Below are 24279 nucleotides of genomic sequence, written 5' to 3' on the forward strand. Positions count from 1 at the left end.
CTCACTTCACCTCCAGGGCAACGGCGCCCTTCGTGCTGAACACCACGCCCGAGTCCACCATCGCATCGCGCAGCGCCATGCCGAGCGCCTTGAAGGCCGCCTCCGTCACGTGGTGGCTGTCCTTGCCGCGCAGGATGCGCAGGTGCAGCGTCACGCGGGCGTGCTCGCAGAACGAGCGCATCACGTGCTCGTAGAGTTTGTTGCGCAAGGGGCCGCGGTAATAGAAGCGCCCGCCCACGTCGATGCACGCCTGCACGAGCGCGTCATCCATGGGCACGGTGCGCTCGCCGTAGCGCGCGGCCGTGGCGGGGACGACCTTCTGCACGGCGGTGCCCAGGGTGATGGCCACGTCCTCCATGAGGTGGTGGCGCAAGTCTCCGCGGGCGTGCAGCGTGAGGTCCAACCCCGCGTAGCGCGCGAAGGTGCCGAGCATGTGATCGAAGAAGGGCTGGCCGGTGTCCACTTGGGCGATGCCCTTGCCCAGGGCGATCTGCACCGTGACCTTCGTTTCCTTCGTTTCCCGAACGATGGTTGTCATGCGAACTCCCGCGCGACTTCGGCCGCGTCCAATCTGCCCGTGTACAGCGCCATGCCGATGACGGCCCCGCTGGCCCCCACGCGCCCGAGTGCCCGCAGGTCCTCCAGCGTCGTCACGCCTCCCGAGGCGGACAGCGGATGGCGGCTCGCGCGCACCACCGACTCCACCAGCGGCAGATCCACCCCCTCCATCTGCCCTTCCTTGTGGACGGCCGTGACCAGCAGGCCCCCCAGGGGCAGGCGATCCAACGACGCCAGTACGCTCTCGATGTCGCGCGCGGTGCTGGACGTCCATCCGCGCGTCACCACCTCGCGGCCCTTCACGTCCGCGGCAACCACGATCTGGCCCGGAAAGCGCTCGGCCACCTCGCGCAGCCAGTCCGCGTCCTCGATGGCCCGCGTGCCCACCACCACGGAGGTGGCGCCCAGCATGAGCAACGACTCCACCTTGACCGTGCTGCGCACGCCGCCGCCCACCGAGAAGGTGAGGCCCGGCTCGTGCGTGAGGAGCGCGCGGATGGCGTCCTCGTTGGAGCCCTTGCCCAGGGCGGCGTCGAGGTCCACCACATGGAAGGTCTTGAAGCCGTGCGCGCGCCAGCGCTTGAGGGCTTCCAGGGGATCCTTCACCCGCACGCGCTCGTCGGCATAGGAGCCGCCCACGAGTTGCACGCACGCGCCCTCGCGCAGGTCGATGGCGGGAATGGCGATCATGAGCCCACCTCCTTCAGGAAGGCGTGCACGAAGCGCACGCCCGGGGCCGAGCTCTTCTCCGGATGGAACTGCACACCGAGCACCTTGCCGCGCCGCACCGAGGCCGGGAAGCGATCCCCCTCGTGCGTCGTCCAGCCCACCACCACGTCGGAGTCCTCGGCGCGGCAGGCGAAGCTGTGCGCGTAGTAGACGGTTCCCGGCTTCTCCTCGCGCAGCGCGGTATCCTCCTCCACCGAGTTCCACCCGATGTGGGGCACGTGCTTGGACGTCAGCCGCGTCACCCGGCCCCGGAAGAAGCCCAGGCCCTGGCCCGCTCCCTCGTCGCTGCCCTCGAAGAGCAGCTGCATGCCCAGGCAGATGCCCAGGCACGGCAGGCCGTCATCCAACGCGCGCCGCATCTTCTCGGCGCCCGGGGCCAGGCGCGCCATCGCGGCACCGAACGCCCCCACGCCCGGCAGCACGAGCAGGTCCGTGTCCAGGGCGCGCAGGGGATCCTCCTCCACGTGCACCTTGACTCCCGGCGCCAGCGCGAGCGCCTTGGCGAGGGAGTGCAGGTTGCCAGCTCCATAGTCGAACAGGGTCACTCTCACCGTCGCTCCTCTCGCAGCGCATCGAGCGCCGTCTGAATCACATCCCAGGGCCCGCATCCGATGCGCAGCGCATCGCCAATGCCCGGCAGACCCGCGAAAGCCCGAACGTTCACGTCCCGCGCCCGCATCCGCTCCGCCACCTCGAGCGCTCCGCGCAGCTTCACCATCACGAAGTTGGCCTCGGTGGGCAGGCAGGTGAGCCCCATGCCCTGGAGCTCGGCCACCAGCCGCTCGCGCACGGCGAGGGACTCGGCCACCTTCGCCCGCATCCACGGCACGTCCTCGCGCAGCGCCGCCACGGCCATGCGCTCGGACAGGGCCGTCACCTTGTAGGGCCCGCGGGCCTTCTCCACCTCGGCCACCAGGGCGGGCGCGCCCACCGCGTAGCCCACGCGCATGGACGCCAGCCCGAAGGCCTTGGACATCGTGCGCGACACGAGCACGTTCGGCCGACGCGCCAGGTCCAGGTGACTCTCCCGGGCGAACTCGGCATAGGCCTCGTCGAGCAGGACGAGTCCGGGCGCGCGCTCGATCAGTTGCTCCAGGGCGGCGCGCGAGGCCACCGTGCCCGTGGGGTTGTTGGGCGAGCACACGTAGATGAGCTTCGCCTGGGTGGCGAGCAGCCCCTCCACGTCGATGTCGAAGTCCGGCCGCAGGTTCACCGGGGCGTAGCGCAGGCCGTTGACCTTGGCGAAGTAGGACATCATCACGAAGGTGGGCGAGGGAAAGGCGATGAGCTCGCCCGGCTCGAGGAAGGCGCGCAGGGTGCTGTCGATGACGTCGTCCGAGCCGCACCCGGTGGTGACGCACGAGGTGTCCACGCCGGTGTAGTGGGCCACGGCCTCGCGCAGGTCGGGCGAGTAGCCCACGGGGTAGCGCGTCACCAGGGGGACGGCCACCTCGCGCAGCACGCGCTCGGCGCCAGGCGGCATGCCGAAGAGGTTGGTGTTGTCGCTCAGGTCCACCCGGCAGCGCGCCTTGGAGGGCGAGTAGAGCGGAATGTCCCGGTACGACGCACGCGAGGGCAGGCTCATGATTGCCTCCAGGCACGAGCGGCCTCGGCGTGGGCGAACAGGCCCTCGCTGTCGGCCAGGACGCCCACGTCGTCGGCGAGCCGGGAGGCCGCCTCGCGCGTCACGCGCTGGTACGTGGTCCATCGGTAGAAATCGAGCACGCTCAGTCCCGAGTACGCCCGGGCGAGGCCCGCGGTGGGCAGCACGTGGTTGGCGCCCGTCATGTAGTCGCCGTAGGCCACGGAGGCATGCTGGCCCACGAACACCGTGCCCGCGTTGCGCACCCGGGGCAGCGCCTGCGTGGGATTCTCGGTGGCGATCAGCAGGTGCTCGGGAGCGAAGTCCGCCACGAAGGGCCAGGCCTCCTCCAGCGAGTCCACGCTCAGCACCGCGCCGCGCTCGCTCAGGGAGCGCGAGACGATCTCCTTGCGCTGGGCCCGGGCCGCCAGGCGCTCCACCGCCATGGCCACCGCCTCGGCCTGGGCCTCGCCCACCGCCACCGTGACACAGCAGGCGTCCGGATCGTGCTCGGCCTGGGCCAGCATCTCCCGGGCCACCGCCTCGGGATCCGCCGTGCCGTCCGCCACCACGAGGATCTCACTGGGCCCCGCCGGCGCGTCGATGGCCACCGCGTCCACCACCTGGAGCTTGGCCGCGGCCACGTACGCGTTGCCGGGTCCGACGATGCGATCCACCCGGGGCACGCTCTCGGTCCCGTAGGCCATCGCCGCCACCGCGCCCGCGCCGCCGAGCGCGAAGACACGATCCGCGCCCGCGAGCGCCGCCGCCGCCAACACACCCGCCGAGGGCACCCCATCCGGGCCGGGCGGCGAGCAGACGACGACCTCCCCCACCCCGGCCACCTTCGCCGGCACCACGCCCATCAGCACGCTGCTCGGGTAGACGGCGCGGCCTCCGGGCGCGTACACGCCCACGCGTCCGAGCGGATCCGGCCGGCGGCCCACGAGGATGCCGGGCTCGGTCTCCACTTCAATGGCCTGGGGCTTCTGGGCCGCGTGCGCCCGGGCGATGTTGCGCGCCGCGCGGCCGAGCGCCTCGCGAACTCCGGGCTCGAGCGACGCGAGGGCCGCCTCGCACACGGAGCGGGGAATCTCCAGGGCGCCCAGCTCGGCGCGGTCGAACTCACGCGCCATCTCGCGCAGGGCGCGGTCCCCCTCCCGGCGCACCCGGGCGATGATCTCCGCGGTGCGCTGGGCGACGCGGGCGTCCGCGCTCCCCGAGCGATCCAACAGCCGGCCGCGCGACTCGGGGGCCAGCTCCTTCAGGCGGCCCCGGTACTTGAGAGGAGGAGTGCTCATGGCATCAGCCTCTCGATGCGGGTGACGAGGATGCCCTGGCAGCCCAGGTTCTTCAGGGCGTTGATGGTGCGGTAGATGTTGCGCGCGGGCACCACGGCGTGCACGGCCACGAAGTCACCGCCCTGCACCTCCACCACGGTGGGCCCGTTGAGGCCCGGCAGCACCTCGTGCACGTTCGGCAGCACGCGGCGCGGCACGTTGGCCATGAGGTAGCGCTTGCCCCGGGCCGCGAGCACCGAGCCCAGCGCCTGCCGCAGCTCTTCCAACTGGGCCGCCGCCTCGGGGGCGTGGCCCTTGCGCCCGATGAGCCGCGCGCTCGACTGGACGATGGTGCCCACCTCGCGCAGGCCGTTCATCTTCAGCGTCGAGCCCGTGGACGTCAGGTCCACGATGATGTCCGCGATGCCCAGGTGGGGGGCGATCTCCGTGGCGCCCGACACCGGCACCACCTTCACCGACTGGCCCCTCTTGGCGAAGAACTCCTGGGTGATGCGCGTGAAGGAGGACGCCACCCGCACTCCGCTCTGGATGTCCTCCAGCTTCTGGATGCCGCTCTCCTCTCGCGCGGCCACCACCAGCCGGCACCGGCCGAACTCCAGGTCCATCAGCATCTCCAGCTCGCGGCCGGACTCGCACACGAGATCCCACCCGGTGACGCCCGCGTCCGCCGCGCCATCGGCGACGAACTCGGGGATGTCCTGGGCGCGCACGAAGATGGCCTCGAACTCGCCACCGAGCGACGCGGTGAGGGCCCGCTCTCCTCGGACGCGGACCTCGAGCCCTGCATCGTTGAATAGTTCACGAACCTCGTCGGAGAGGCGGCCTTTGTTGGGAAGGGCGATCTTCAGCATCGGAGAGACCTGGGGTGGGGACGGGCTCGGAAACGAAAAAAGCCCGTCCGGGGTGGGACGGGCCTTCGTTCACTGCGGCAGGTGCGGTGGGCTGTCTCTAGACATCGACCCAGGCATGCACACGGTGATCGGACCCGTCGGGGCCGAACCGATGATGATGCGCCGGATGATGGTGGATGGAGACGAGGTGCACGGGACACCTTGCTAATGGAAAGCCCCTCCGCCGTCAACCGATGGCACGGGATTGTTGCGCGCCCTCTCGGAGCGAGCAGCCGCGTCGGGATGCGTCACCTCGACGGGCCGCTCCCTCGGAGGAGAGCGGAGTCATGCGACGTGGCCACGCCCCGCGGCCGTGTCATGTGGCGGTTGCTCCATCCGCCCCCCGGGCCACGCTCGCCTGCCTGCTCACTTCCGCTCGCGCTCCTCACCGCCCACTCGACTCTTCTTGGGAGGAGTCGTTCATGAACCTGGAAGCTTTCCGCTTCGAGCGGTTCTCGTATGCTGAGGGAACGAGGCGGCGAGCGAACACCTCCGGGCCAGCGAACAGCCAGGAAAGCTGAAAATCGGCGACGGGTTGGCCTTCTGTTGCCCGTTCCTCCTAGAATCACACCCCGTGGAAGCCATTCCTCCCGTACCTCCCCGGATCCTCATCGTCGATGATGATGACTCCGTTCGCGACGTCATCTCCGTCCTTCTTCGGGAGGAGGGTTACAACTGCGTTGTGGCCAGTGGCTCCGAAATGGCCCTGGACCTCGCGGGCCAGGAAGAGACGCCCCTGGTCATCAGCGACATGAAGATGCCGGGCAAGGACGGCCTGTGGCTGCTCGAGCAGTTGCGCGAGCGCTACCCGGACACCTCCGTCATCATGCTCACCGGCTATGGGGACACCGAGTCCGCCGTGGACTGCCTGCGCCGGGGCGCGGTGGACTACCTGCTCAAGCCACCGAAGCTGACGGATCTCATCCGCGCCATCGAGCGCGCCCTGGCCAAGCGCCGCATCGAGCTGGCCCGTAAGCGCTACCAGAAGAAGCTCGAGCGCAAGGTGCGCGACCGCACCACCGAGCTGCGCAACGCCCTGCGCGACATCGCCCACACCTACCAGTCCACCCTGCTCGCCCTGGTGGCGGCGCTGGACGCGCGCGAGCACGAGACGTCGGACCACTCGCAGCGCGTGGTGCGCTACACGAGCGCCGTGGCCGAGCGCATGGGCATCAAGGGCCCGGAGCTGGAGGAGATCGGCCGCGGCGCGCTCCTGCATGACATCGGGAAGATTGGCGTGCCGGACGCCGTGCTGCTCAAGCCGGGCAAGCTCACGCCCGAGGAGTGGCAGGAGATGCGCAAGCATCCGGACATCGGCTTCCAGATGATCCAGAACATCCCCTTCCTCGCCACGCCCGCGCAGATCGTCCTGTCGCACCAGGAGCGCTGGGACGGCCAGGGCTACCCGCGCAACCTGCGCGGCCAGGAGATCCACATCGGCGCGCGCATCTTCGCCGTGGCGGACACCCTGGACGCGATGACGAGCGACCGGCCCTACCGCAAGGGGACCACCTTCGCCAACGCCATCGCGGAGATCCACCGCTGCGCCGGCACCCAGTTCGACCGCGAGGTCGTCCGGGCCTTCCTCGATATCGGCGAGCAGGCGCTCGTGAAGATCAAGGAGGACATGCAGAACCGGAAGCTGACGCTGGTGCAGGCCGAGGCCCACGCGCAGGAGGCCGAGGCCACGCTCGCCCGCCTGACCGAGGACATAGACGAGCTGGACCAGACCATCCCCGGCCCGGTGGGACCCACGGTGAGGGCGCCTCCGGCTCCGCCGGCGTCCAGCACGACGGGCGCCAACACGCTCAACCAGGGCGTCGTCCTCTCGGTGCTCGCCGGGGGACGCCAGGGAAACCCGCGCGACTGACGCGCCTCCTCACGGAGGCTCGGGCCGGGCCTCCACAAGGGAGTGCCAGGACGGGAGGCTCCGGTTTATAGAGAGCCCCCATGAGTGCCGCCCCCGCCCAGGCCCCCCTGTCGACCCCCCTGAAGGATGCCCAGGGGCGGACCATGACGTACCTGCGCCTGTCGGTGACCGACCGGTGCAACTTCCGCTGCACGTACTGCTCGCCGGCGAGCTGGGGTGGGAAGAAGGATCTGCTCTCGCCCGAGGAGTTCGAGCGCATCGTCTCCGTGTTCGCGGCCATGGGCATCCGCCGGGTGCGGCTCACGGGCGGCGAGCCGCTCATCCGCCCGGACATCCTCGAGGTCGCCCGGCGCATCGCCGCGGTGCCCGGCATCGGCCACGTGGCCATCACCACCAACGCGAGCCACCTGGCGCGGCTGGCCGTGCCGCTGCACGAGGCGGGGGTGAGCCAGCTCAACATCAGCCTGGACACCCTGTCCGAGGCCACCTTCCGGCGCATCTCCAAGCAGGGAGACCTGGCGTCGGTGCTCGAGGGCATCGACGCGGCGGCGGCGGCGGGCTACGCCTCGCTCAAGCTCAACGTCGTCGTCATGCGCGGGGTGAATGACGACGAGGTGCCCCAGCTCATCGCCCACGCGCATGCGCGCGGCATGACGCCCCGGTTCATCGAGCTGATGCCCTTTGGTCAGGGCACCCCGGTGCCCACGGCGGAGCTGGTGGAGAAGCTGCGGGCCGGGGGCCTGCCGCTCGTGGAGGACGAGGGACCCCAGGGCCTGGCCGCGGGTCCGGCGCGCTACTGGCGCGCGCCCGGAGGGCTCGTGGGCTTCATCTCTCCCCTCACCCAGAACTTCTGCGGCGGCTGCAACCGCGTGCGCGTGGCCTCCAATGGAGACCTGCGCAGCTGCCTCGGGGGCCGCGCCCAGGCGCCCCTGCATACCCTCATCCGCGGCGGGGCCACCGACGAGGAGCTCGCCCTGGCCATCCGCCGGGCGCTCGGCGACAAGCCCGAGGGCCACCGCTTCACCGAGCCCGGCGCGGCGGCCAGCCTGCTGCCGATGATGGGCATCGGCGGCTGAGCGCTACTTCACCAGCCGGACGGTGGCCGGGTAGCGGTACATCTCGCCATTGTTGGCCTTGATGCCCGCGAGGATCGTCAGCACCAGCGCGACCAGCGCGACGAGCGGCGCCAGCACGAACCCCACCAGGCAGAACATGCTCGCCAAGGCGATCCACAGGGCCACCGTGACGGTGATCTGGAAGTTGAGCGCCTCCTTCGCGTGCTGCTCCACCCAGGCGGACTCCTTGCCCTTGGTGAGCATCACGATGAGCGGCCCGAGGAACGAGAAGCCAAACAGGCCCGCGATCAGCGCGCTCAGGTGCGCCAGCATTCCCCACGTCTTCTCGTCCGCCGTCGGCGACGGTGATCCGGTGATGAACCCCCCGCGATTCTGCGTTTCCATTTCGGATTCCCTCTGAAGTTCGGACGGACGCGGTCGCGCGCCCGTCAACCCTCTCATTCTGTCATCTTCGGGACAAAAGTCACGAGGTTGGCGTCTCCTGGAGGGACGCGACTTCAAAGGTCGGGAGGACTCAGCGGTACACCTCGCCGCCGGCCTTCTTGAACTCCTCGCTCTTCTCCGCCATGCCGGCCTCCAGGGCGTGCTGCTCGCTCGCGCCCACCTTCTGGGCGTAGTCGCGCACGTCCTGGGTGATCTTCATCGAGCAGAACTGGGGGCCGCACATCGAACAGAAGTGGGCCACCTTGGCACCCTCCGCGGGAAGGGTCTCGTCGTGGAAGGCACGCGCCCGCTCGGGATCCAGGGAGAGGTTGAACTGGTCCTCCCAGCGGAACTCGAAGCGCGCCTTGGACAGGGCGTTGTCGCGTGCCTGGGCGCCGGGGTGGCCCTTGGCGAGATCCGCGGCGTGCGCGGCGATCTTGTAGGTGATGACGCCCTCCTTCACGTCCTCCCGGTTGGGCAGGCCCAGGTGCTCCTTGGGCGTGACGTAGCAGAGCATCGCCGTGCCGAACCAACCGATCATCGCCGCACCGATGCCGCTGGTGAAGTGGTCATACCCCGGCGCGATGTCCGTGGTGAGCGGCCCCAGCGTGTAGAAGGGCGCCTCGCCACACACCGCGAGCTGCTTCGTCATGTTCTCCTGGATGAGGTGCATGGGCACATGGCCCGGCCCCTCGATCATCACCTGCACGTCGTGCTTCCAGGCCACCTGAGTCAGCTCGCCCAGCGTCTCCAGCTCGCCGAACTGCGCCGCGTCGTTGGCGTCCGCGATGGAGCCCGGCCGCAGCCCGTCTCCCAGGCTGAAGCTCACGTCGTACGCCTTGAGGATCTCGCAGATCTCCTCGAAGTGCGTGTAGAGGAAGTTCTCCTGGTGGTGCGCCAGGCACCACTTCGCCAGGATGGAGCCACCCCGGCTGACGATGCCGGTGAGGCGTCTGGCCGTGAGCGGGATGTAGCGCAGGCGCACGCCCGCGTGGATGGTGAAGTAGTCCACCCCCTGCTCACACTGCTCGATGAGCGTGTCGCGGTAGAGCGCCCAGGTGAGCTCCTCGGCCTTGCCGCCCACTTTCTCCAGCGCCTGGTAGATGGGCACGGTGCCGATGGGCACCGGGGCGTTGCGGAGGATCCACTCGCGCGTCTCGTGGATGTCGCGGCCGGTGGACAGGTCCATCACCGTGTCCGCGCCCCAGCGGATGCTCCACACCATCTTCTCCACCTCCTCCTCGATGGAGGAGCTGACGGCGGAGTTGCCGATGTTGGCGTTGATCTTCACCAGGAAGTTGCGGCCGATGATCATCGGCTCCAGCTCCGGGTGGTTGATGTTGGCGGGGATGATGGCCCGGCCCCGCGCCACCTCGTCCCGGACGAACTCGGGGGTGATGTCGCGGGGAATGGCGGCGCCCCAGGAGTGGCCCGGGTGCTGGTGCGCCAGTTCCGCCGCGGCCTGGCGCTTGAGGTTCTCGCGCAGGGCCACGAACTCCATCTCCGGGGTGATGAGGCCCCGGCGCGCGTAGTGCAGTTGGGTGACATTGGCGCCCGCCTTCGCCACCCGAGGCGCGCGGCGGTGGGCGAAGCGCAGGCCGGCCAGACGAGGATCCGCCTCACGCACGCGGCCGTACTCGGAGGAGATGCCCGGCAGGGCTCGCGTGTCCCCCCGCCGCTCGATCCACTCCGCGCGCACCGGAGGCAGGCCCCGCCGCAGATCGATGGCGGCCTCGGGGTCCGTGTACGGGCCGCTCGAGTCGTAGACGAAGACGGAGGGATTGGGCGTCTGCTTCGCGTCCGGACCGTGGCCATGGCGCGTGGGCGTCTGGCTGATCTCCCGGAAGGGCACGCGCAGCTCCGGGTTCAACACGCCGGACACGTACACCTTGCGCGAGGCCGGCAGTGGCCCCCGGGTGATGCCCTGCAACACCGCTCCGTCCACCTTGAGGCTCTTCGATGCTCCGCTCACGTGACTCCTCCTCGGCGCATGGCAAGAGAGAAGAGTCGGGCATGGGAAGCCCGCCGCTTCCCTCCGCCGGTCCAAACCGGTTCAGGTTCCAAGGGTCGGCCGCGAACACGGCCCTCTCAGCTCCTCACGGGAGCACCCCTAGCGACACGGCCCATGTAACCCGCGAGCACGTCCGGTGGCAACCGCCTCAAGCCACCAGGGGCAGCCGCAAGAGGAAGCGCGCTCCTCCGGACGGGGAGCTGGTCACCTCCAGCGAGCCTCCGTGCTGCGACACGACGGAGTGGACGATGGACAACCCCAACCCCGAGCCCTCCTCCTTCGTGGTGAAGAAGGGCTCGAAGACGCGGGTGCGCAGCTCCGGGGGCACGCCCGAGCCCGTGTCGTCCACGCACAGGCGCACCATGTCCTCCTCGCGTTGCGCCGACAGGCGCACGACACCCTGCTCGGGTGTGGCCTCCAGGGCGTTGAGGGTCAGGTTGATGAGCACCTGGCGCAAGCGCTCCTCCTCGCCCTTGAGCGGCGGAAGCGACTCCTCGCCCTCCAACTCCAGACGCACCCGCCGCGCCTCGGCCTTGCTGCCCAGGAAATCCACCACGCGCCGCAGCAGCGCGAGCACGTCCACCGGCTCCGGGCGGAAGCCCCGTGGCCGCGCGAACTGGAGGAAGTCCTCCAGCGCATGGTCCAACCGGCGGATCTCATCGCGCACCATCAACAGGGGATCCAACAGGGCCGGTTGCTGCTCCGCGGACAGCCGCCGCACCCGCCGCTCCAGCACGGCGAGCTGCAGGGCCGCGGCGTTGAGGGGATTGCGAATCACGTGCGACAGGCTCGCCGTGAGCGTGCCCACCGCGGCGAGCTTCTCCGTCACCTGCGCCCGGCGCGCCAGCTCGCGCTTCTCCGCCTGCAAGCGCACCTGACGCATGGTCTGCTCCAGCGTCAGCAACAACTCGTTGGGCGCACAGGGCTTCATCAGGTAGGCACACGCGCCCGCGCGCACCGCCGCCACCGCCGTCTCCAGCGTGGCGAAGCCGGTGAGCAGCACCACCTCGCACTCGGGCACCTTCTCCTTCAACTCCCGCGCGAGCTCCGTCCCGTCCCCGTCCGGCAGGCGCAAGTCCACCAGCGCCACATCGAAGCCATCCTGCACCCGCTCGAGTGCCTCGCGGCAACTGCTCGCGCCGGACACCAGGTAGCCCGCGTCGCCGAGCAACTCCCGGAGATTGTCGAGGAAGGCCGCGTTGTCCTCGACGACGAGCACACGGGGGGGATGGAAGGAGGAGAGGCTCATGGGGCCTTGCTGTTAGCGCGAGTCGTGGGCTCGCTCCAGGGTATCCAACAGTGTCTGGAGGTCGACAGGCTCGGAGAACACCGGCAGTGTGGGGAAGCGTGTCCGCAGCCAATGCAACGCCTCACACTCCGGCTCCCCGGGCCGCCGTGGAGGCACCAGCGCCGCGAAGAGCCGCGCCCCCGCGAGGCGCTCGGCGTCCTCCACCGAGCGCGCGGTGACACACGAGAAGCCGCGCGAGCGCAGTTGCTCGGCGAGGGTCTCGTCACGCGCCGGCTCCCCCTCGATGAGCGCCACCAGTCCATCCCGGCGCGCGTGGGCCAACAACGACACGAGCGGGGCGAGCGGCACGGGCTTGGGCAGCACCGCGAGCAGTCCCTCCCGGCGTACCGCCTCCAGCTCTTCCTCTCCCGGGTAGGCGGTGATGACCACGACGGCGAGACCGGGATCCACCTGGCGGATGTGACGCACCGCCTGCGCCCCATTCATGCCCGGCATCTTCATGTCCGTGAGGAGCACGTCGAAGCGGCGGGCGCCCGCGAGCGACAGGGCACGCGGCCCTTCCGTCACCACCGTGGCCTCGTCCCCCCCATCCCGGAGGATCTCCGCGAGGTTCTCCGCGAAGGCCAGATTGTCATCGAGCAGCAGGTAGCTCCTCATGGCGGGCCCTCACGCGCAGTGCGGGGGAAGGGCGAGCCGGAGGACGAAGCGTGCCCCTCCCCCGCCCTGGGGGTCGTAGACGATGGAGCCCCCATGGCGCTCGAGGATGCGCTTGACGAGTGGCAGGCCCAGGCCGATGCCCCCGGACTTGGTGGTGATCAGGGGCTCGAACATCCGGCGCCGGATGGCCTCGCTCACCCCCGGCCCCGAGTCCTCCAGCACGAGCACCACCGAGTCCGACTCCGCCGAGCCCGACAACCGCACCGAGCCCGTGTCGCCCACCGCATGCACGGCGTTCTCCATCAGGTTGACGAAGACCTGGCGGATCTGCCCTGGATCTCCCTCCAACGTGGGCAGCGACTCGAGCCCCTCGGCGCGCAGGGACACGCCCGCGGGCGCGTCCACCGAGGACAGCGCGTCCTTCCACACGGCCTCCAGCCGCAGCGACTCGCGCTTGAGCGGCCGGTCCCGGATCATGTCCAGCAGGTCCGAGACGATGCGGTTGGCGAGCGCCACCTGCTCGCCGATGCGCGCCAGGTGCTTGGCGGCGCGCTCCTCGCTGGCCAGGGGCCGGCCCTTGAGGATGAAGAGCGACGTCTCGATGACGCCCAGCGGATTGCGCAGCTCATGGCCGATGGAGCCCACGAGCTGGCCGAAGGTGGACAGCCGCTCGTGGCGCGCCTGCTGCGCGAGCAGATCCTCGCGGAAGGTGTGCAGCATGATGGCCAGGTCCAGATCGAGGATCTTCCCCAACGCGAAGCTCATGGCCCGGAACCGCTCGGGCTGGCCCGCGCAGTGCTCGGTGATGAGGAGGTTGAACTCCTGCCTCAGCACGTTCATCGCGCCCAGCATGTAATGCTGAGGGAGCGCGACGCGCACATGCATGCGGCCGATCTGGCAGCGCGCCCGGTAGTAGTCCTCGTCCCAGGGGCCGCTGAGCAGCTGCTCCATCCAGATGACCAGCGACACCTTGAGGTGGCCCACCTGGCTCTCGCCCGCGAGCGCCTTGCGCGCCCCCTCGTGCTCCAGGATGCGCGCATAGAAGACGTCCGCGATGGCGGGAAACCGCGGCTGCGCCACCTCGTGCAGTTCCCGGAGCAACAGCCCATCGGCCGGCCCGAACCCCACGTAGCGCTTGAGTTCCTCGAACAAGGTTTCCACCATGAGGAACACATATGTAGCGCACTGCTGAAAACTGAAACAACGCGGCCCCGGCCCCGTAACCACCCGCCAACACTTCACCCGGGGAAGGGCTCGGGCGGTCCGCAACCCGTTGGACCCGGTGGCTGGCGGTGGTCCGCGCTCCGGATTAGATGGGTCGGTCCGGACAGCCTGCTGCATCCCAGCGACGGCGTCCGACTCCGGGAGCGGCATGGATCTCAACGAACTCCTCGTCTTCGCCAAGGTCGTCCAGGCGGGCAGCTTCACGGCGGCGGCGCGTGGGCTGCGCATGCCCAAGTCCACGGTGAGCCGCAAGGTGTCCGAGCTGGAGGAGCGCGTGGGCGCGCAACTGCTGCAACGCACCACGCGCCAGCTGCGGCTCACGGACGTGGGACAGGCCTACTACGAGCACTGCGCGCGCATCGTGGCCGAGGCGGAGCAGGCCGAGCTGGCGGTCACGCGCATGCAGGCCGCTCCGCATGGGCTGCTGCGGGTGACGGCCCCGCTCACCTTCAGCATCCTCGGGCCGATCGTCGCGGAGTTCCTCCGGCGCTATCCCGAGGTGCAGGTGGAGATGGTGTGCACGGACCGCACGGTGGACCTGGTGGACGAGGGGTTCGATCTGGCCGTGCGCGCGGGCAAGCTGGCCGACTCCTCGCTCATGGCCCGCCGGATCGGCACCCTCGAGCGCGTGGTGGTGGCCTCGCCGGACTACGTCCGGGCGAGAGGCGCCCCCAAGACGCCTCGAGACCTCGAGAAGCATGACTGCCTGCTCTTCGGCTCACCCCGGGAGGCCAGCCGCTGGACGCTGCACTCCGGGAGCAAATCCGTCGAGGTGCAGGTGTCCACGCGGCTCGCGGTGAACGAGCCGGACATGTTGCGCGGCATGGCCCTGGCGGGCGCGGGCATCGCCTTGCTGCCCAACATCGCCTGCTCCGAGGACGTGACGAGCGGACGTCTGCAACACCTGCTGCCCGACTGGGCCGCCGCCGAGACCCCCGTGCATGCCGTCTATCCCAGCAGCCGCCACCATGCGCCCAAGGTGATGGCCTTCGTGGAGCTCGCGCGCGAGCGCTGGGCCGCGTCCTGGAATCCGATGTCCCGTGGATAGGACAGTGTTTCCCGGGGAGCCCATCTGGTGCAGGGCATGTCTCACTCGCATGATGTCTGGCGAAGGAGACACGGCATCATGATCATCGTTCGGAATTCGGAAGCGCGCGGCCATGCGAACCACGGGTGGTTGGACTCCCACCACACCTTCTCGTTCGGGGACTACTACGACCCGTCCGCCATGGGCTTTCGCTCCCTGCGCGTCATCAACGAGGACCGGGTGGCCGCGCGCAGCGGCTTCGGCGCGCATCCCCACCGGGACATGGAGATCATCACCTACGTGCTCAGCGGGCAGTTGGAGCACCGTGACAGCATGGGCTCGGTGGGCGTGCTGCGCGCGGGAGAGATGCAGCGGATGACGGCGGGCACGGGCGTGCGGCACAGCGAGATGAACAACTCGGACGAGGAGGTGCACTTCCTGCAGATCTGGATCCTCCCGGAGCGCAAGGGGCTGACGCCCGGCTACGAGCAGAAGGAGTTCCCGCTCGCGGAGCGCCAGGGCAAGTTCCGGCTGGTGGTGTCCCCCGAGGGACAGGACGGCTCGTTGAAGGTGCACCAGGACCTGCGGCTGTACAGCACCGTGCTGGGCCGGGGAGAGAAGACGGAGTACACCCTGGCGCCGGGGCGGCACGCGTGGCTGCAGGTGGCGCGCGGCGCGGGCACGCTCAACGGCATGGCGCTCAAGGCCGGTGACGGTGTGGCCGTGTCCGAGGAGTCGCGGCTGGAGCTCTCCGCGACCGAGCCGCTCGAGGCCCTGCTGTTCGATCTGGGCTGAGCCCTGGGTGAACGGAGGGCGAAGGCAAGGGGTCCAATGACCGCGGGTCAAACCACCTTGAACTTCGCCCCCGTGGCGCCCATCCGCTCCAAGGCCTCCTTGAGTTCCTCGGAGATGATGAGCGCGATGGTCCATCCCCAGGTGCGAAACACCTGGGCGTCACCAACTTTCGAGGGATCGATGCACAGGCCGGACACGTCCCGATACTGTCCGACCTTCTCGGGTCGCCCATCTTCCGGCATCCAATACTCCACCTCCTCGGAGGCTTGGTCATCGATGCACTGGATGAGCCGTGTGACAACGAGGATGCAGAACGGGTCTGGCTGCCCTGGGATGTCCACCGGAAGAAGCTGAACGTCACGGGGAGCCAATTCCCTGAACAGGGAAGCCACCCTGGCGTGAACGACCGGGATGCTGAAGCCCGCGAGGGTGAAGTCGAGCGCCCTGCCCGGACGACCGACGGGGAGAATCAATCGCCCCGGATCCGCGACTGGCATCCCCTCTCTGAACATCCAGGGGTTGTCCACCTCCCGGCCCTGTGGATCCGTGGGATTGCCCAGATCCCAGCCCCCGGAGCCGTCAACATCCTGAGACAGCTTGAAGTACTTGGAATCCATCCTACCGGCTCGTCACCTCATAAACCGTCCGGAGCCCGGTCCATCCGGGCTCCGGCGTCCCACGGCTCAGTGGCTCGCGGGCTCGGAGATACCCTCGAGCGCCTTGCCCACGCGGTGGCCACTCTCCTCGCCCGCCAGGTCGCCCAACGCCACGATGCCCACCAGGTTCTTGTCGCGATCCACCACGATGAAGCGGCGCAGCTGCTGCTCCTCCATGCGATCGAGCACGTCCTCGGCTTGATCGTCCTCGAAGCAATACTCGATCCCCTTGGTCATGATGTCGGACACGGCCGTCCGGGCTGGGTCCATGTCCTCGGCGATGGCGCGCACCACGATGTCGCGGTCGGTGATCATCCCCTGCACCCGCTTGCCGTCGCAGACGGGAATGGGTCCCACGTCCAGGTCGCGCATCTTCCGGGCCGCCTCACGCACGGTGTCGGTCGGACGGATGACCTCCACTTCGCGCGTCATCACTTCACGGATCAACCTCGCCATGTCCGCTCCTCCTCATGGGGGCCCGGAGCGGGCTCCCCGCGTATTCACGCCAACGGTTGGGCGCCTCACGCGGGTCAACCAGTGGTCCGCCGAGTGCCGCCTGGAGGGCATCCGGGAGTGCATCCGCTTCGCGGCCCCTACCGTACCGCGCTCGTGCCCCCCGAGACGTGGCTCTTGAGCCTCACGAGGATGTCCCGGGCCCTCGTCCAGAGGATTGATCCGCCCTCCTGGGGCTCCACCGTGAGGGTCGCGTTCGGCAGGCGGGCGGCCAGGGTGGCGCCGAAGTCGGGCGAGTGGACCGTGCTCGTGTCCAGGCCCCCGTACCAGAGGTCCACCTTGACGGAGATGCGCTCCGGCGCCACCAGCCACGGGCCCAGCGCGTTGACGAGATCCCTCGCGTACCCGCGCGCGCCCTGGGAGAAGCCCTCTCGCAGGCAGCGCTGATATGCCGAGCCGAAGGGCTCGCTCTGGTAGAGCGCCCGGTCGCGCTCGCCACTCATGCCAAGGATGAGCTGCCACAGTCCGTCCGCCGTGGCCATCCCCGCGAAGGACTGCTCGAAGCCCTCGGGCTCCTGCCGCGCGGCGCGCACCATCGCGGCCACGTCGGGGTGCAGCCGGGGCGCCAGGGCCGGCCAGGCCAGGTCGTCCTGTCCGGACACGATCGCCACGGCCTTCACGAGCTCCCGGCCCGCGAGCGCCAGCGCGAACGGCGCGCCCTGGGAGAAGCCCACGGCGGTAACGTCCCGCGGCGAGCCCAGCGCCGAGAGGAGTTGCCGCGTGTCCTCCACCCAGGAGGCCAGGGTCTTGCCGGGATGCGCGTCGGACGCGCCGAGGCCGGGCCGATCGATGGCGATGAGCCTCAGGCTGAGAGCCGCGAGGTGGTTCTCGCCGAAGCCGAGTGAGCCGCTCATGGCGGCGCCCGTGCAGAACAGCACGGGGAGACCCTCGGTGGGTCCCCATTCGGACCATGCGAGGACGCGGCCATCGCGCAGACGCAGGGAGGACTGTCGTTCGGGAGGAAGGACACCGGTATTCATGCGGCGGATGATACGGGTGGCGTCCGGCGGGGAACGCGGGAAAAGCTCACCGTTTGCGGCGGCGGGTCCCGCGCTCGTAGCGCTTGAGCTTGCCGATGCGCAGGTCCTCGGCTCGCATGGGCTACCTTTCATCTTGAAATGAAAGGTAGCCCGTTTCGACGACCCGGAGCGCTATGCCAGCGACGCCGCCGGGCCGAAGAACTCGTAGTGGCACTGCTGCTCGGGCACGCCCAGTTCCCTCAAGGTGCGCTGGATGGCCGCCATGAAGGGCTTGGGGCCGAGGAAATAGACATCGATGTCCCGCTCCTCGGGCAGCCATCGCGCGAGCCGCTCGCGATCCAGCAGGCCGACGGCATCCGGCTGGGGATCCCCCTCGGTGGCCTTGGAGTAGCAATAGAAGCGCCGCAGGTGGGAATGTTTGCGGGCCTGCTCGTCCACCCACTCGCGGAAGGCGTGGACCTCGGCGTTGCGCGCGCAGTGGATGAAGTGGATGGGCCGTCCCTGCGGCAGGGCCGCCGTCAGCATGGCGAGCGTCGGGGTGATGCCCACGCCGCCGCTGATGAGCACCAGGGGCTTGGTGCTCGGGCGCAGGGTGAACTCGCCCGCGGGAGGGAACAGCTCCAGCGAGTCCCCCACTCCCACCCGGTCATGCAGGTAGTTGGACACCTTGCCGCTCGGCTCGCGCTTGACGCTGATCCGGTAGGACTCGCCATTGGGCACCGCCGACAGCGAGTAGTTGCGGCGCATCTCGACACCCTCGATGACGAGCCGCATGCCGATGTACTGCCCCGGCGCGAAGTCCATCAGCGGGCCGCCATCCGCGGGCGCCAGGTAGAAGGAGGTGATCTCCGCGCTCTCCTGCTCCTTGCGGATGACCCGGAACTCGCGCCCGCCGCGCCAGCCGCCGCGCGCCTGGGCCGTCTGCTCGTAGACCCGCTCCTCGCTGGAGATGAGCAGATCGGCCAGTTGCTGGTAGGCGGCGGCCCATGCGGCGATCACCTCGTCCGTCGCCACCTGAGGCCCGAGCACCTCGCGGATGGCGCGCAGCAGGCACGTGCCCACGATGGGGTAGTGCTCGGGCAGGACCCGCAGGGCCACATGCTTGTGGATGATCTGCTTCAGGAGCCCGCCGAGCTGCTCCAGCTCATCGATGTGGCGGGCGTAGCGCAGCACGGCGTTGGCCAGGGCGCGGGGCTGGGCACCACTGGCCTGGTGGGCCTGATTGAAGAGCGGGCGCACCTGGGGGTACTCGCCGAGCATGATGCGGTAGAAGTGCGTGGTCAGGGCTTCGCCACCACTCTCCAACAGCGGCACGGTGGCTTTGACGATGGCGCGTTGCTGAGCATTGAGCATGGGATGGGCTCCGAAGTCGGGTTCACGGCGCGGGGGCGGGGAAAACCTCCACCACCAGGACGTCGTGCTTTGATAGGAGCAGCTTCCATGCCGACTTCCGGGCACCGGGAAATCAAGGGGTTGGGACGAGCCCAGGTCATTTCGACCTGGGGGGCGCGGAGTCGAATCGACTTCCGGTGGTCGAAATGACTCCCAATCCCCTGCTCCACGCGTTGATCCCCCTGGTGGATGACCTGTCACGGGAGCTGCCCGAGCGCGAGCGCTACCGGCGGCTGCTGCAAGCATTGCGGGTGCTGATGCCCTGCGACGCGGTCGCGCTGCTGCGCCTGGAGGGGGAGTGGTTGGTACCGCTGTCGGTCAATGGCCTCTCCGAGGACACCCTGGGGCGGCGCTTCCGGGTGAGCGAGCATCCACGCTTCCAGGCCCTGCTCGCGAGCGCGACTCCCACCCGGTTTCCCGCCGACAGCCCCCTGCCGGATCCCTACGATGGCCTGGTGCAGGGGGCCGGGGGCGATCTCCAGGTGCATGACTGCATGGGCTGTCCCTTGCTCGTGGATGGACACGTCTGGGGCCTGCTGACCGTGGACGCACTGTCATCCGGAAGCCTGGCGTCCGTGGATCTGGCGTCCCTGCAGGCGTTCGCCAGCCTGGCGGCGGCGACCGTGCGCGTGGCCCAGCGCATCGAGCGGCTCGTGATGCGGGCCGAGGGCGAGTTCCAGCGGGCGGAGAGCTACCGCCTGGCGGCCGGGGAGCGCCCGCGCGCGTTGATCGGACAGAGCCCGTCCTTCCTCAAGCTCCTGGAAGACATCGCCCTGGTGGGATCCAGTCCGCTGAGCGTGCTCATCAGTGGGGAGACGGGGGTGGGCAAGGAACTGGTGGCGCAGGCCGTCCACGCGGCGTCCCCCCGGGCGCACCGGCCGCTCATCAGCCTCAACTGCGCGGCCCTGCCCGAGACGCTGGTGGAGAGCGAGCTGTTCGGCCATGTGGTGGGCGCCTTCTCCGGCGCGGTCAGCGACCGGCGGGGCAAGTTCGAGCTGGCCGACGGTGGCACCCTGCTGCTGGACGAGGTGGGCGAGCTGCCGCTGACGGTACAGGCCAAGCTGCTGCGCGTGCTGCAGAGCGGGCAGTTGCAGCGCCTGGGCTCGGACCGGGAGCACCGCATCGACGTGCGGTTGATCGCCGCCACCAACCGGGACCTGGCCGAGGAGGTGCGCCAGGGGCGCTATCGCGCCGACCTCTACCACCGGCTCAGCGTGTTTCCCGTGCATGTGCCGGCCCTGCGCGAGCGGGGCAATGACGTGCTGCTGCTGACCGGCTATTTCCTCGAGGAGAACCGCTCGCGCCTGGGGCTGCGCGGCCTGCGCCTGAGCAGTGACGCCGAGGCCACCTTGCTGGCCTACTCCTGGCCCGGCAACGTGCGCGAGCTGGAGCATCTGGTGGCCCGGAGCGCGCTCAAGGCCTATGGCCAGCGCCGCGATGACGGCCGCATCCTCACCCTGTCGGCGACGGACTTCGCGCTCAACGGCGATTCCCCTCCCCCGGCCCGGGCCGAACCGCCGCCCGAGCCGGCGCCCGTGGGGGACCTGCGCGAAGCCGTGGAGCACTTCGAACGGCAACAGATCAACACGAGCCTCCAGCGGCACCAGGGCAACTGGGCCTCAGCGGCGCGCGAGCTGGGAATGGATCGCGCCAACCTCCGGCGGCTGGCCCGGCGCCTGGGCATCGTCTAGTCACGCCCCGAGGTGCCCGGCTATGACCAGGTTGGCGTGTCCTCGGCGGCGTGGGACGGAGTCCGCTCGAAGGCGTGCAGCGCATCCGCCACCCCCTCCGCCCAGGCCCGGATGATGCGCGGGTCGCGCCAGTCGCCCGCCAGCGAACTGGCCATCTTGCTCGCGATGAAGCCCTTGGCGTCGGGCAGTAGACGCCCTCCGAAGGTGATGTGGCCTTGCGCCCCGATGCGCGCCATCAACCGCTGGACCTGCTCCACCGGCGGCACCTCGTTCCAGGTGGCCGAGTCATCGAGCGGCCCGCTGCTGAACAGCCAGACCGGCCGGGCCCGCAGCGCCTGGGTGTGCCGCCTGACGAAGCGGCGCGCGTCGCGATGCCAGCGCGACATATAGAGCGCGCCGCCCACCACGACGGCATCGTATCCGTCGACGGACTCGATCTCGGCGGCCGGGCTCAGTTCGACCTGGAAACCCCGTGCGGAGAGCGTCCGCGCGATGATGCCTGCGATCTCGGCCGTGCCGCCCCGCTTGGAACCGTAGCTGACCAGGATTCTCATGATGGATCCGCCTCCGAGCGGGCCTCCTGCAAGGTCCGCACTCCCCCGCGGGTTCGTCGACTCGTGAGACGTGGCCTGCGTCCGCCCTCCCTGACTGAGAGGCAGGGCGAGGAAGAGGAGGGCCGCCCCCCCGTGGCCCGGGGCTTGGACTCGCGGGGCGGAACGCACCGGGGGGCCGATGCTCCAGGGCCGGGCGGCCAGGGGCGTGCCCAGCACCTTACCTCCGAGAGGGGCCGGCTGATTAGAGTAATCCCGGTAGGAACGTGAACCAGGGGAGCCGTCATGACCATCCTTTGCGCCACCCACTTCTCGGACGCCGCGCAGCGAGCGGCCACGGCCGCCGCGCAGCTCGCGCGGAAACTGGATGAGCCCCTCTTCCTGGTGCACGTGCTGCCAGACAGCCTGACGCGCGCCATCAAGCAGGCGCTTCAGGAGACGATGCAGTCGGCGCTGTCGGACGAGGCGCGGCGGCTGGAGAAGCTGGGAGCACGCACGAGCTTCCAGTTGCTCACGGGCGAGCCGGCCGAGGAACTGGCGCGCTTCGCGAAGGAGAAGGGAGCGGGGCTGGTGGTGACGGCGGGTCCCACGAGCGCCTCACCCTTCCTGGGGGTGGGCGGCACGGTGGACCGGCTGGCCACGACGCTGCCGGTGCCACTGATGGTGGTGCGCGAGGCGGAGTCCTTCGAGGCCTGGGTGAAGGGGACTCGTCCCTTGAAGGTGATGCTGGGCGTGGATCGCTCGCTGCCCTTCGAGGCGGCGCGCGACTGGCTGCGAGGCCTGCGGCGCTACGGCGACGTGGAAGTGGTGGCCGGGCGCATCTACTGGCCCCACGAGGAGTACTTCCGGATGGGGATGGAGCAGCCGACGTTCTACCAGGAGGTGACGCCCGAGCTGCTGAGCGCGCTGGAGCAGGAGGTGCGCACGCAGGTGGCGCCGCTGGAAGCGCAGGGCCAGCCGCCGATGCGCATGCGGCTGGAGGCGGGGGTGGGACGCATCGCGGACCACCTGGTGGCGCTGGCGGCGGAAGAGAAGGTGGATTTGCTGGTGGTGGGCTCGCACCAGCGGCGGGCGCTGGGCAAGCTGGGGAGCGTGTCGCACCACGCGCTGCGGCTGGCGGCCATGTCGGTGGTGAGCGTGCCGCTCGCGGGGGCGGCGCGGGGCTCGGAGGTGGCGGTTCCCACGCTGCGCTCGGTGCTGGTGGCCACGGACTTCTCGGAGGCGGCCAACCGGGCCATTCCGTATGCCTTTTCCCTGCTGCCTGGCGGGGGCACGGTGTACCTGGTGACCGTGGCGCGGCATGCGACGGAGCAGGCGCAGGAGTTGCGGTCGCGGCTGCTCCTGTTGCTGCCCAAGGACGCGGATGCCCAGGGGCGCGAGGTACGGGTGATGGTGCTGTCGGGCCACGACGTGGCGCCGGTGCTCCTCAAGGTCGCCGAGCGCCTGTGCGTGGACGTGATCTGCCTGGGCACCCACGGGCACTCGGGGCTGAAGAAGACGGTGATGGGCGCGGTGGCCAAGGAGGTCATGTCGCACGCCGACCGGCCCGTACTGGTGGTCCGCCCGCCCGAGGGGTGACGCCCCGGTCGCCCGTTCCACTGCGGCTCCAAAGGTTATCGTCTCGGGTTCGCTGATCAGCTCACGGACTCACGACCTCGGGTGGCGCCACCACGAGCCAGATGGCTGGATGAGTTGGAGGAGCAACCTCCCCGTCTGCCGTGGGGGTGATGGAGACTGGTCCTCTGCCTGATGGGAAGCGTCGCCCTGGCCCAGGGCACTTCCGTGTTGTTCGGAACCATCATCGACGCCTCGACGAAGCAGCCAATCCCAGACGTGGTGGTGACCGCCCGAGCCCCCAGTCTCCAGGGTGAGCAGAGCGTCGTCACTGACAGCTCTGGCGAGTACCGCATCCCACAGTTGCCCTCCGGTGTGTACACGCTGAGGTTCGACAAGGAGGCGTACCGGCTCCTCTCGCGCGACGGAATCACTCTCCGGCTGGGCTACTCGGTGCGCGTGAACGTGGAGCTGCTTCCGGCGCCCGGCGCGGCCGCGGACACTTACGGAGTCTCTCTCAGTGGCGCCACTTCCCCCGAAAACCAGTACTTCATCGACGGCCTGTCGGTGGAATGCTCCCAGCACCGGGGTCAATGGCACACCGCTGAGCGTCGAGTTCATCCAGGAGGTGAACGTCCTCACCGGCGGTTACCTGCCCGAGTTCGGCCGCTCCACGGGAGGAGCGGTTGAAGCGGTGACGAAATCTGGCTCCAACGAGTTTCGGGGCTCGGTCTTTGGCAATTTCGCACCGGGAGCACTCGCCACCAGGGGCACGGAGGTCCGCCAGGAGACAGGCACCATCTCCGGCCGGGAATCCCTGTGGAATCTGGGGGACATTGGCGCCGAGCTGGGTGGCCCCCTGATCCGGGACAAACTCTGGTTCTACGTGGGCATCGCGCCCTCGTTCACCCGGTACCAGATCGAGCGCAACCTCAACGTCAGAGTGCCCGATGAGAACGGGGAACCACAGGTGGACGAGGATGATTTCACACGCACCCAGCCCATCGAGGGGACACAGCAGCACTTCTTCGCTGAGCAGCGGAGCCTGCAATACATTGGGAAGCTGACGTACCATGTGAGCACCAACCACACCGTGGCGCTCTCGGTGGTAGGCACCCCTTTTTCCTCGGGGGGCCCAGGACGCTTCTCTCTCCTCCCGGACAACGGTGCTCCAGAAATAACGGTCATCGTAGGAGCACCTGAGGCATTGAGCACCCTTCGCGGCAGGAACGGTCTGGATCTGGGACTCAAGACGTCCTCCTCGTTCTTCAACAAGCACTTGCTCCTGGACGCCACTCTGGGCTGGCACCTCAGGGCAGCGCCGTGCGTGCCTCGGATGGCACGCGGGCGGGCAGCAAATATCTCGCGAAGGATGAGGTGTACGACCGGAACGAGGTATTCATCCTCCCACGCGGCTCCGCTGGACGCAGGCCCTGGCTCCACCGGGTCGATACCCGCTTGGCCGTCACATACAAGCTGACGAGAACCCTGACCACATCGGCCGGTGTAGACGTGTTCAACCTCTTCAACTTTCAGGCGGCCACTGCCTA

At 69.3% G+C, this 24279-nt stretch carries 24 protein-coding genes and 1 riboswitch; of the genes, 8 read left to right on the plus strand and 16 right to left on the minus strand.

Going from position 1 to position 24279, the window contains the following annotated elements; genetic code table 11:
• Nucleotide 1 precedes the first annotated feature (1 nt).
• From D187_RS15325 to hisG, 6 genes are read right to left on the minus strand one after another with little or no spacing between them, the layout of a single operon-like run.
• Entirely contained in the window at nt 2-538 is a 537-nt protein-coding gene (locus tag D187_RS15325; RefSeq protein WP_002626268.1) for an imidazoleglycerol-phosphate dehydratase, read from the minus strand.
• Nucleotides 535-1248, minus strand: a complete 714-nt coding sequence (locus tag D187_RS15330; RefSeq protein WP_002626269.1) for a 1-(5-phosphoribosyl)-5-[(5-phosphoribosylamino)methylideneamino]imidazole-4-carboxamide isomerase — start codon at nt 1246-1248, stop codon at nt 535-537. Before D187_RS15330 ends, D187_RS15325 begins: the two co-directional genes overlap by 4 nt.
• The gene (gene hisH, locus D187_RS15335) at nt 1245-1838 is read right to left on the minus strand and encodes an imidazole glycerol phosphate synthase subunit HisH (protein WP_043429989.1); all 594 of its coding nucleotides are present in this window, start codon (nt 1836-1838) and stop codon (nt 1245-1247) included. The genes D187_RS15330 and hisH overlap by 4 nt, the downstream gene beginning before the upstream one ends.
• Nucleotides 1835-2872 (minus strand): pyridoxal phosphate-dependent aminotransferase, encoded by a 1038-nt coding sequence (locus D187_RS15340; protein WP_002626271.1) that lies wholly within the window; start codon nt 2870-2872, stop codon nt 1835-1837. Before D187_RS15340 ends, hisH begins: the two co-directional genes overlap by 4 nt.
• Entirely contained in the window at nt 2869-4170 is a 1302-nt protein-coding gene (hisD, locus tag D187_RS15345) for a histidinol dehydrogenase (protein ID WP_002626272.1), read from the minus strand. Before hisD ends, D187_RS15340 begins: the two co-directional genes overlap by 4 nt.
• The gene (gene hisG / locus D187_RS15350; RefSeq protein ID WP_002626273.1) at nt 4167-5021 is read right to left on the minus strand and encodes an ATP phosphoribosyltransferase; all 855 of its coding nucleotides are present in this window, start codon (nt 5019-5021) and stop codon (nt 4167-4169) included. Before hisG ends, hisD begins: the two co-directional genes overlap by 4 nt.
• A gap of 613 nt (nt 5022-5634) precedes the next feature.
• On the opposite strand from hisG, the gene D187_RS15355 reads away from it, so the two are divergent.
• The gene (locus D187_RS15355) at nt 5635-6930 is read left to right on the plus strand and encodes an HD-GYP domain-containing protein (protein ID WP_002626274.1); all 1296 of its coding nucleotides are present in this window, start codon (nt 5635-5637) and stop codon (nt 6928-6930) included.
• Nucleotides 6931-7010: 80 nt separating this feature from the next.
• The gene (gene moaA / locus D187_RS15360) at nt 7011-8006 is read left to right on the plus strand and encodes a GTP 3',8-cyclase MoaA (RefSeq protein WP_002626275.1); all 996 of its coding nucleotides are present in this window, start codon (nt 7011-7013) and stop codon (nt 8004-8006) included.
• A gap of 3 nt (nt 8007-8009) precedes the next feature.
• On the opposite strand, the gene D187_RS15365 is transcribed toward moaA, so the two are convergent.
• From D187_RS15365 to D187_RS15385, 5 genes are all read right to left on the minus strand, one after another.
• The gene (locus tag D187_RS15365) at nt 8010-8390 is read right to left on the minus strand and encodes a DUF4870 domain-containing protein (RefSeq protein ID WP_002626276.1); all 381 of its coding nucleotides are present in this window, start codon (nt 8388-8390) and stop codon (nt 8010-8012) included.
• A 130-nt stretch (nt 8391-8520) separates the two neighbouring features.
• Nucleotides 8521-10401, minus strand: coding sequence for a phosphomethylpyrimidine synthase ThiC (gene thiC / locus D187_RS15370; protein WP_002626277.1), 1881 nt, complete (start codon nt 10399-10401; stop codon nt 8521-8523).
• 41 nt (nt 10402-10442) lie between these two features.
• A riboswitch (TPP riboswitch) is annotated at nt 10443-10551 on the minus strand.
• Between the two features lie 37 nt (nt 10552-10588).
• On the minus strand, nt 10589-11689 hold the full coding sequence (locus D187_RS15375) for a sensor histidine kinase (RefSeq protein WP_002626279.1): 1101 nt from the start codon (nt 11687-11689) through the stop codon (nt 10589-10591).
• Between the two features lie 12 nt (nt 11690-11701).
• Nucleotides 11702-12346, minus strand: a complete 645-nt coding sequence (locus tag D187_RS15380; protein ID WP_002626280.1) for a response regulator — start codon at nt 12344-12346, stop codon at nt 11702-11704.
• Nucleotides 12347-12355: 9 nt separating this feature from the next.
• Entirely contained in the window at nt 12356-13510 is a 1155-nt protein-coding gene (locus tag D187_RS15385) for a protoglobin domain-containing protein (RefSeq protein WP_020918060.1), read from the minus strand.
• 208 nt (nt 13511-13718) lie between these two features.
• Between D187_RS15385 and D187_RS15390 the strand changes: the two genes are divergently transcribed.
• Both D187_RS15390 and D187_RS15395 read left to right on the plus strand, forming a co-directional pair.
• Nucleotides 13719-14618, plus strand: a complete 900-nt coding sequence (locus D187_RS15390) for a LysR family transcriptional regulator (RefSeq protein WP_002626282.1) — start codon at nt 13719-13721, stop codon at nt 14616-14618.
• 78 nt (nt 14619-14696) lie between these two features.
• Nucleotides 14697-15392 carry a pirin family protein gene (locus tag D187_RS15395; protein ID WP_002626283.1) on the plus strand — a complete coding sequence of 232 codons (696 nt, stop codon included), beginning with the start codon at nt 14697-14699 and terminating at the stop codon, nt 15390-15392.
• Between the two features lie 47 nt (nt 15393-15439).
• Here the strand turns inward: D187_RS15395 and D187_RS15400 are convergent, their stop codons facing one another.
• The 4 genes from D187_RS15400 to hmpA all read right to left on the minus strand — a co-directional run bounded on the left by D187_RS15400 (nt 15440) and on the right by hmpA (nt 18894).
• Entirely contained in the window at nt 15440-16009 is a 570-nt protein-coding gene (locus D187_RS15400; protein ID WP_002626284.1) for an imm11 family protein, read from the minus strand.
• Between the two features lie 66 nt (nt 16010-16075).
• On the minus strand, nt 16076-16504 hold the full coding sequence (locus D187_RS15405; protein WP_002626285.1) for a CBS domain-containing protein: 429 nt from the start codon (nt 16502-16504) through the stop codon (nt 16076-16078).
• A 137-nt stretch (nt 16505-16641) separates the two neighbouring features.
• Nucleotides 16642-17541: an alpha/beta fold hydrolase gene (locus D187_RS15410; RefSeq protein ID WP_211241528.1), complete on the minus strand. Its 900-nt coding sequence runs from the start codon at nt 17539-17541 to the stop codon at nt 16642-16644.
• Nucleotides 17542-17712: 171 nt separating this feature from the next.
• Nucleotides 17713-18894 carry an NO-inducible flavohemoprotein gene (hmpA, locus tag D187_RS15415; RefSeq protein ID WP_002626287.1) on the minus strand — a complete coding sequence of 394 codons (1182 nt, stop codon included), beginning with the start codon at nt 18892-18894 and terminating at the stop codon, nt 17713-17715.
• Nucleotides 18895-19079: 185 nt separating this feature from the next.
• Between hmpA and norR the strand changes: the two genes are divergently transcribed.
• Nucleotides 19080-20624 (plus strand): nitric oxide reductase transcriptional regulator NorR, encoded by a 1545-nt coding sequence (gene norR / locus D187_RS15420; protein ID WP_002626288.1) that lies wholly within the window; start codon nt 19080-19082, stop codon nt 20622-20624.
• Nucleotides 20625-20644: 20 nt separating this feature from the next.
• Here the strand turns inward: norR and D187_RS15425 are convergent, their stop codons facing one another.
• Nucleotides 20645-21178, minus strand: a complete 534-nt coding sequence (locus D187_RS15425; RefSeq protein ID WP_002626289.1) for a flavodoxin domain-containing protein — start codon at nt 21176-21178, stop codon at nt 20645-20647.
• Nucleotides 21179-21460: 282 nt separating this feature from the next.
• On the opposite strand from D187_RS15425, the gene D187_RS15430 reads away from it, so the two are divergent.
• The 3 genes from D187_RS15430 (at nt 21461) to D187_RS57835 (ending at nt 24209) form a co-directional block, all read left to right on the plus strand.
• Entirely contained in the window at nt 21461-22753 is a 1293-nt protein-coding gene (locus D187_RS15430; RefSeq protein WP_002626290.1) for a universal stress protein, read from the plus strand.
• 171 nt (nt 22754-22924) lie between these two features.
• Complete coding sequence (locus D187_RS57830; RefSeq protein ID WP_002626291.1) at nt 22925-23419, plus strand: carboxypeptidase-like regulatory domain-containing protein; 495 nt, start codon at nt 22925-22927, stop codon at nt 23417-23419.
• A complete protein-coding gene (locus tag D187_RS57835) occupies nt 23358-24209 on the plus strand; it encodes an outer membrane beta-barrel protein (protein WP_245591726.1) in 852 nt (283 codons plus the stop codon). The genes D187_RS57830 and D187_RS57835 overlap by 62 nt, the downstream gene beginning before the upstream one ends.
• The last annotated feature ends 70 nt before the right edge of the window (nt 24210-24279 follow it).

This window comes from Cystobacter fuscus DSM 2262, assembly GCF_000335475.2.
Taxonomy (GTDB): Bacteria; Myxococcota; Myxococcia; order Myxococcales; family Myxococcaceae; genus Cystobacter; species Cystobacter fuscus.

Excerpts from the sequence above, each read along its gene's own strand:
- D187_RS15325 (WP_002626268.1), bottom strand. The coding sequence starts at position 538 with ATGACAACCATCGTTCGGGAAACGAAGGAAACGAAGGTCACGGTGCAG.
- D187_RS15330 (WP_002626269.1), bottom strand. The coding sequence starts at position 1,248 with ATGATCGCCATTCCCGCCATCGACCTGCGCGAGGGCGCGTGCGTGCAA.
- D187_RS15340 (WP_002626271.1), bottom strand. The coding sequence starts at position 2,872 with ATGAGCCTGCCCTCGCGTGCGTCGTACCGGGACATTCCGCTCTACTCG.
- hisD (WP_002626272.1), bottom strand. The coding sequence starts at position 4,170 with ATGAGCACTCCTCCTCTCAAGTACCGGGGCCGCCTGAAGGAGCTGGCC.
- hisG (WP_002626273.1), bottom strand. The coding sequence starts at position 5,021 with ATGCTGAAGATCGCCCTTCCCAACAAAGGCCGCCTCTCCGACGAGGTT.
- moaA (WP_002626275.1), top strand. The coding sequence starts at position 7,011 with ATGAGTGCCGCCCCCGCCCAGGCCCCCCTGTCGACCCCCCTGAAGGAT.
- D187_RS15365 (WP_002626276.1), bottom strand. The coding sequence starts at position 8,390 with ATGGAAACGCAGAATCGCGGGGGGTTCATCACCGGATCACCGTCGCCG.
- D187_RS15375 (WP_002626279.1), bottom strand. The coding sequence starts at position 11,689 with ATGAGCCTCTCCTCCTTCCATCCCCCCCGTGTGCTCGTCGTCGAGGAC.
- D187_RS15380 (WP_002626280.1), bottom strand. The coding sequence starts at position 12,346 with ATGAGGAGCTACCTGCTGCTCGATGACAATCTGGCCTTCGCGGAGAAC.
- D187_RS15385 (WP_020918060.1), bottom strand. The coding sequence starts at position 13,510 with ATGGTGGAAACCTTGTTCGAGGAACTCAAGCGCTACGTGGGGTTCGGG.
- D187_RS15390 (WP_002626282.1), top strand. The coding sequence starts at position 13,719 with ATGGATCTCAACGAACTCCTCGTCTTCGCCAAGGTCGTCCAGGCGGGC.
- D187_RS15395 (WP_002626283.1), top strand. The coding sequence starts at position 14,697 with ATGATCATCGTTCGGAATTCGGAAGCGCGCGGCCATGCGAACCACGGG.
- D187_RS15400 (WP_002626284.1), bottom strand. The coding sequence starts at position 16,009 with ATGGATTCCAAGTACTTCAAGCTGTCTCAGGATGTTGACGGCTCCGGG.
- D187_RS15405 (WP_002626285.1), bottom strand. The coding sequence starts at position 16,504 with ATGGCGAGGTTGATCCGTGAAGTGATGACGCGCGAAGTGGAGGTCATC.
- D187_RS15410 (WP_211241528.1), bottom strand. The coding sequence starts at position 17,541 with ATGAATACCGGTGTCCTTCCTCCCGAACGACAGTCCTCCCTGCGTCTG.
- hmpA (WP_002626287.1), bottom strand. The coding sequence starts at position 18,894 with ATGCTCAATGCTCAGCAACGCGCCATCGTCAAAGCCACCGTGCCGCTG.
- norR (WP_002626288.1), top strand. The coding sequence starts at position 19,080 with ATGACTCCCAATCCCCTGCTCCACGCGTTGATCCCCCTGGTGGATGAC.
- D187_RS15425 (WP_002626289.1), bottom strand. The coding sequence starts at position 21,178 with ATGAGAATCCTGGTCAGCTACGGTTCCAAGCGGGGCGGCACGGCCGAG.
- D187_RS15430 (WP_002626290.1), top strand. The coding sequence starts at position 21,461 with ATGACCATCCTTTGCGCCACCCACTTCTCGGACGCCGCGCAGCGAGCG.
- D187_RS57830 (WP_002626291.1), top strand. The coding sequence starts at position 22,925 with ATGGGAAGCGTCGCCCTGGCCCAGGGCACTTCCGTGTTGTTCGGAACC.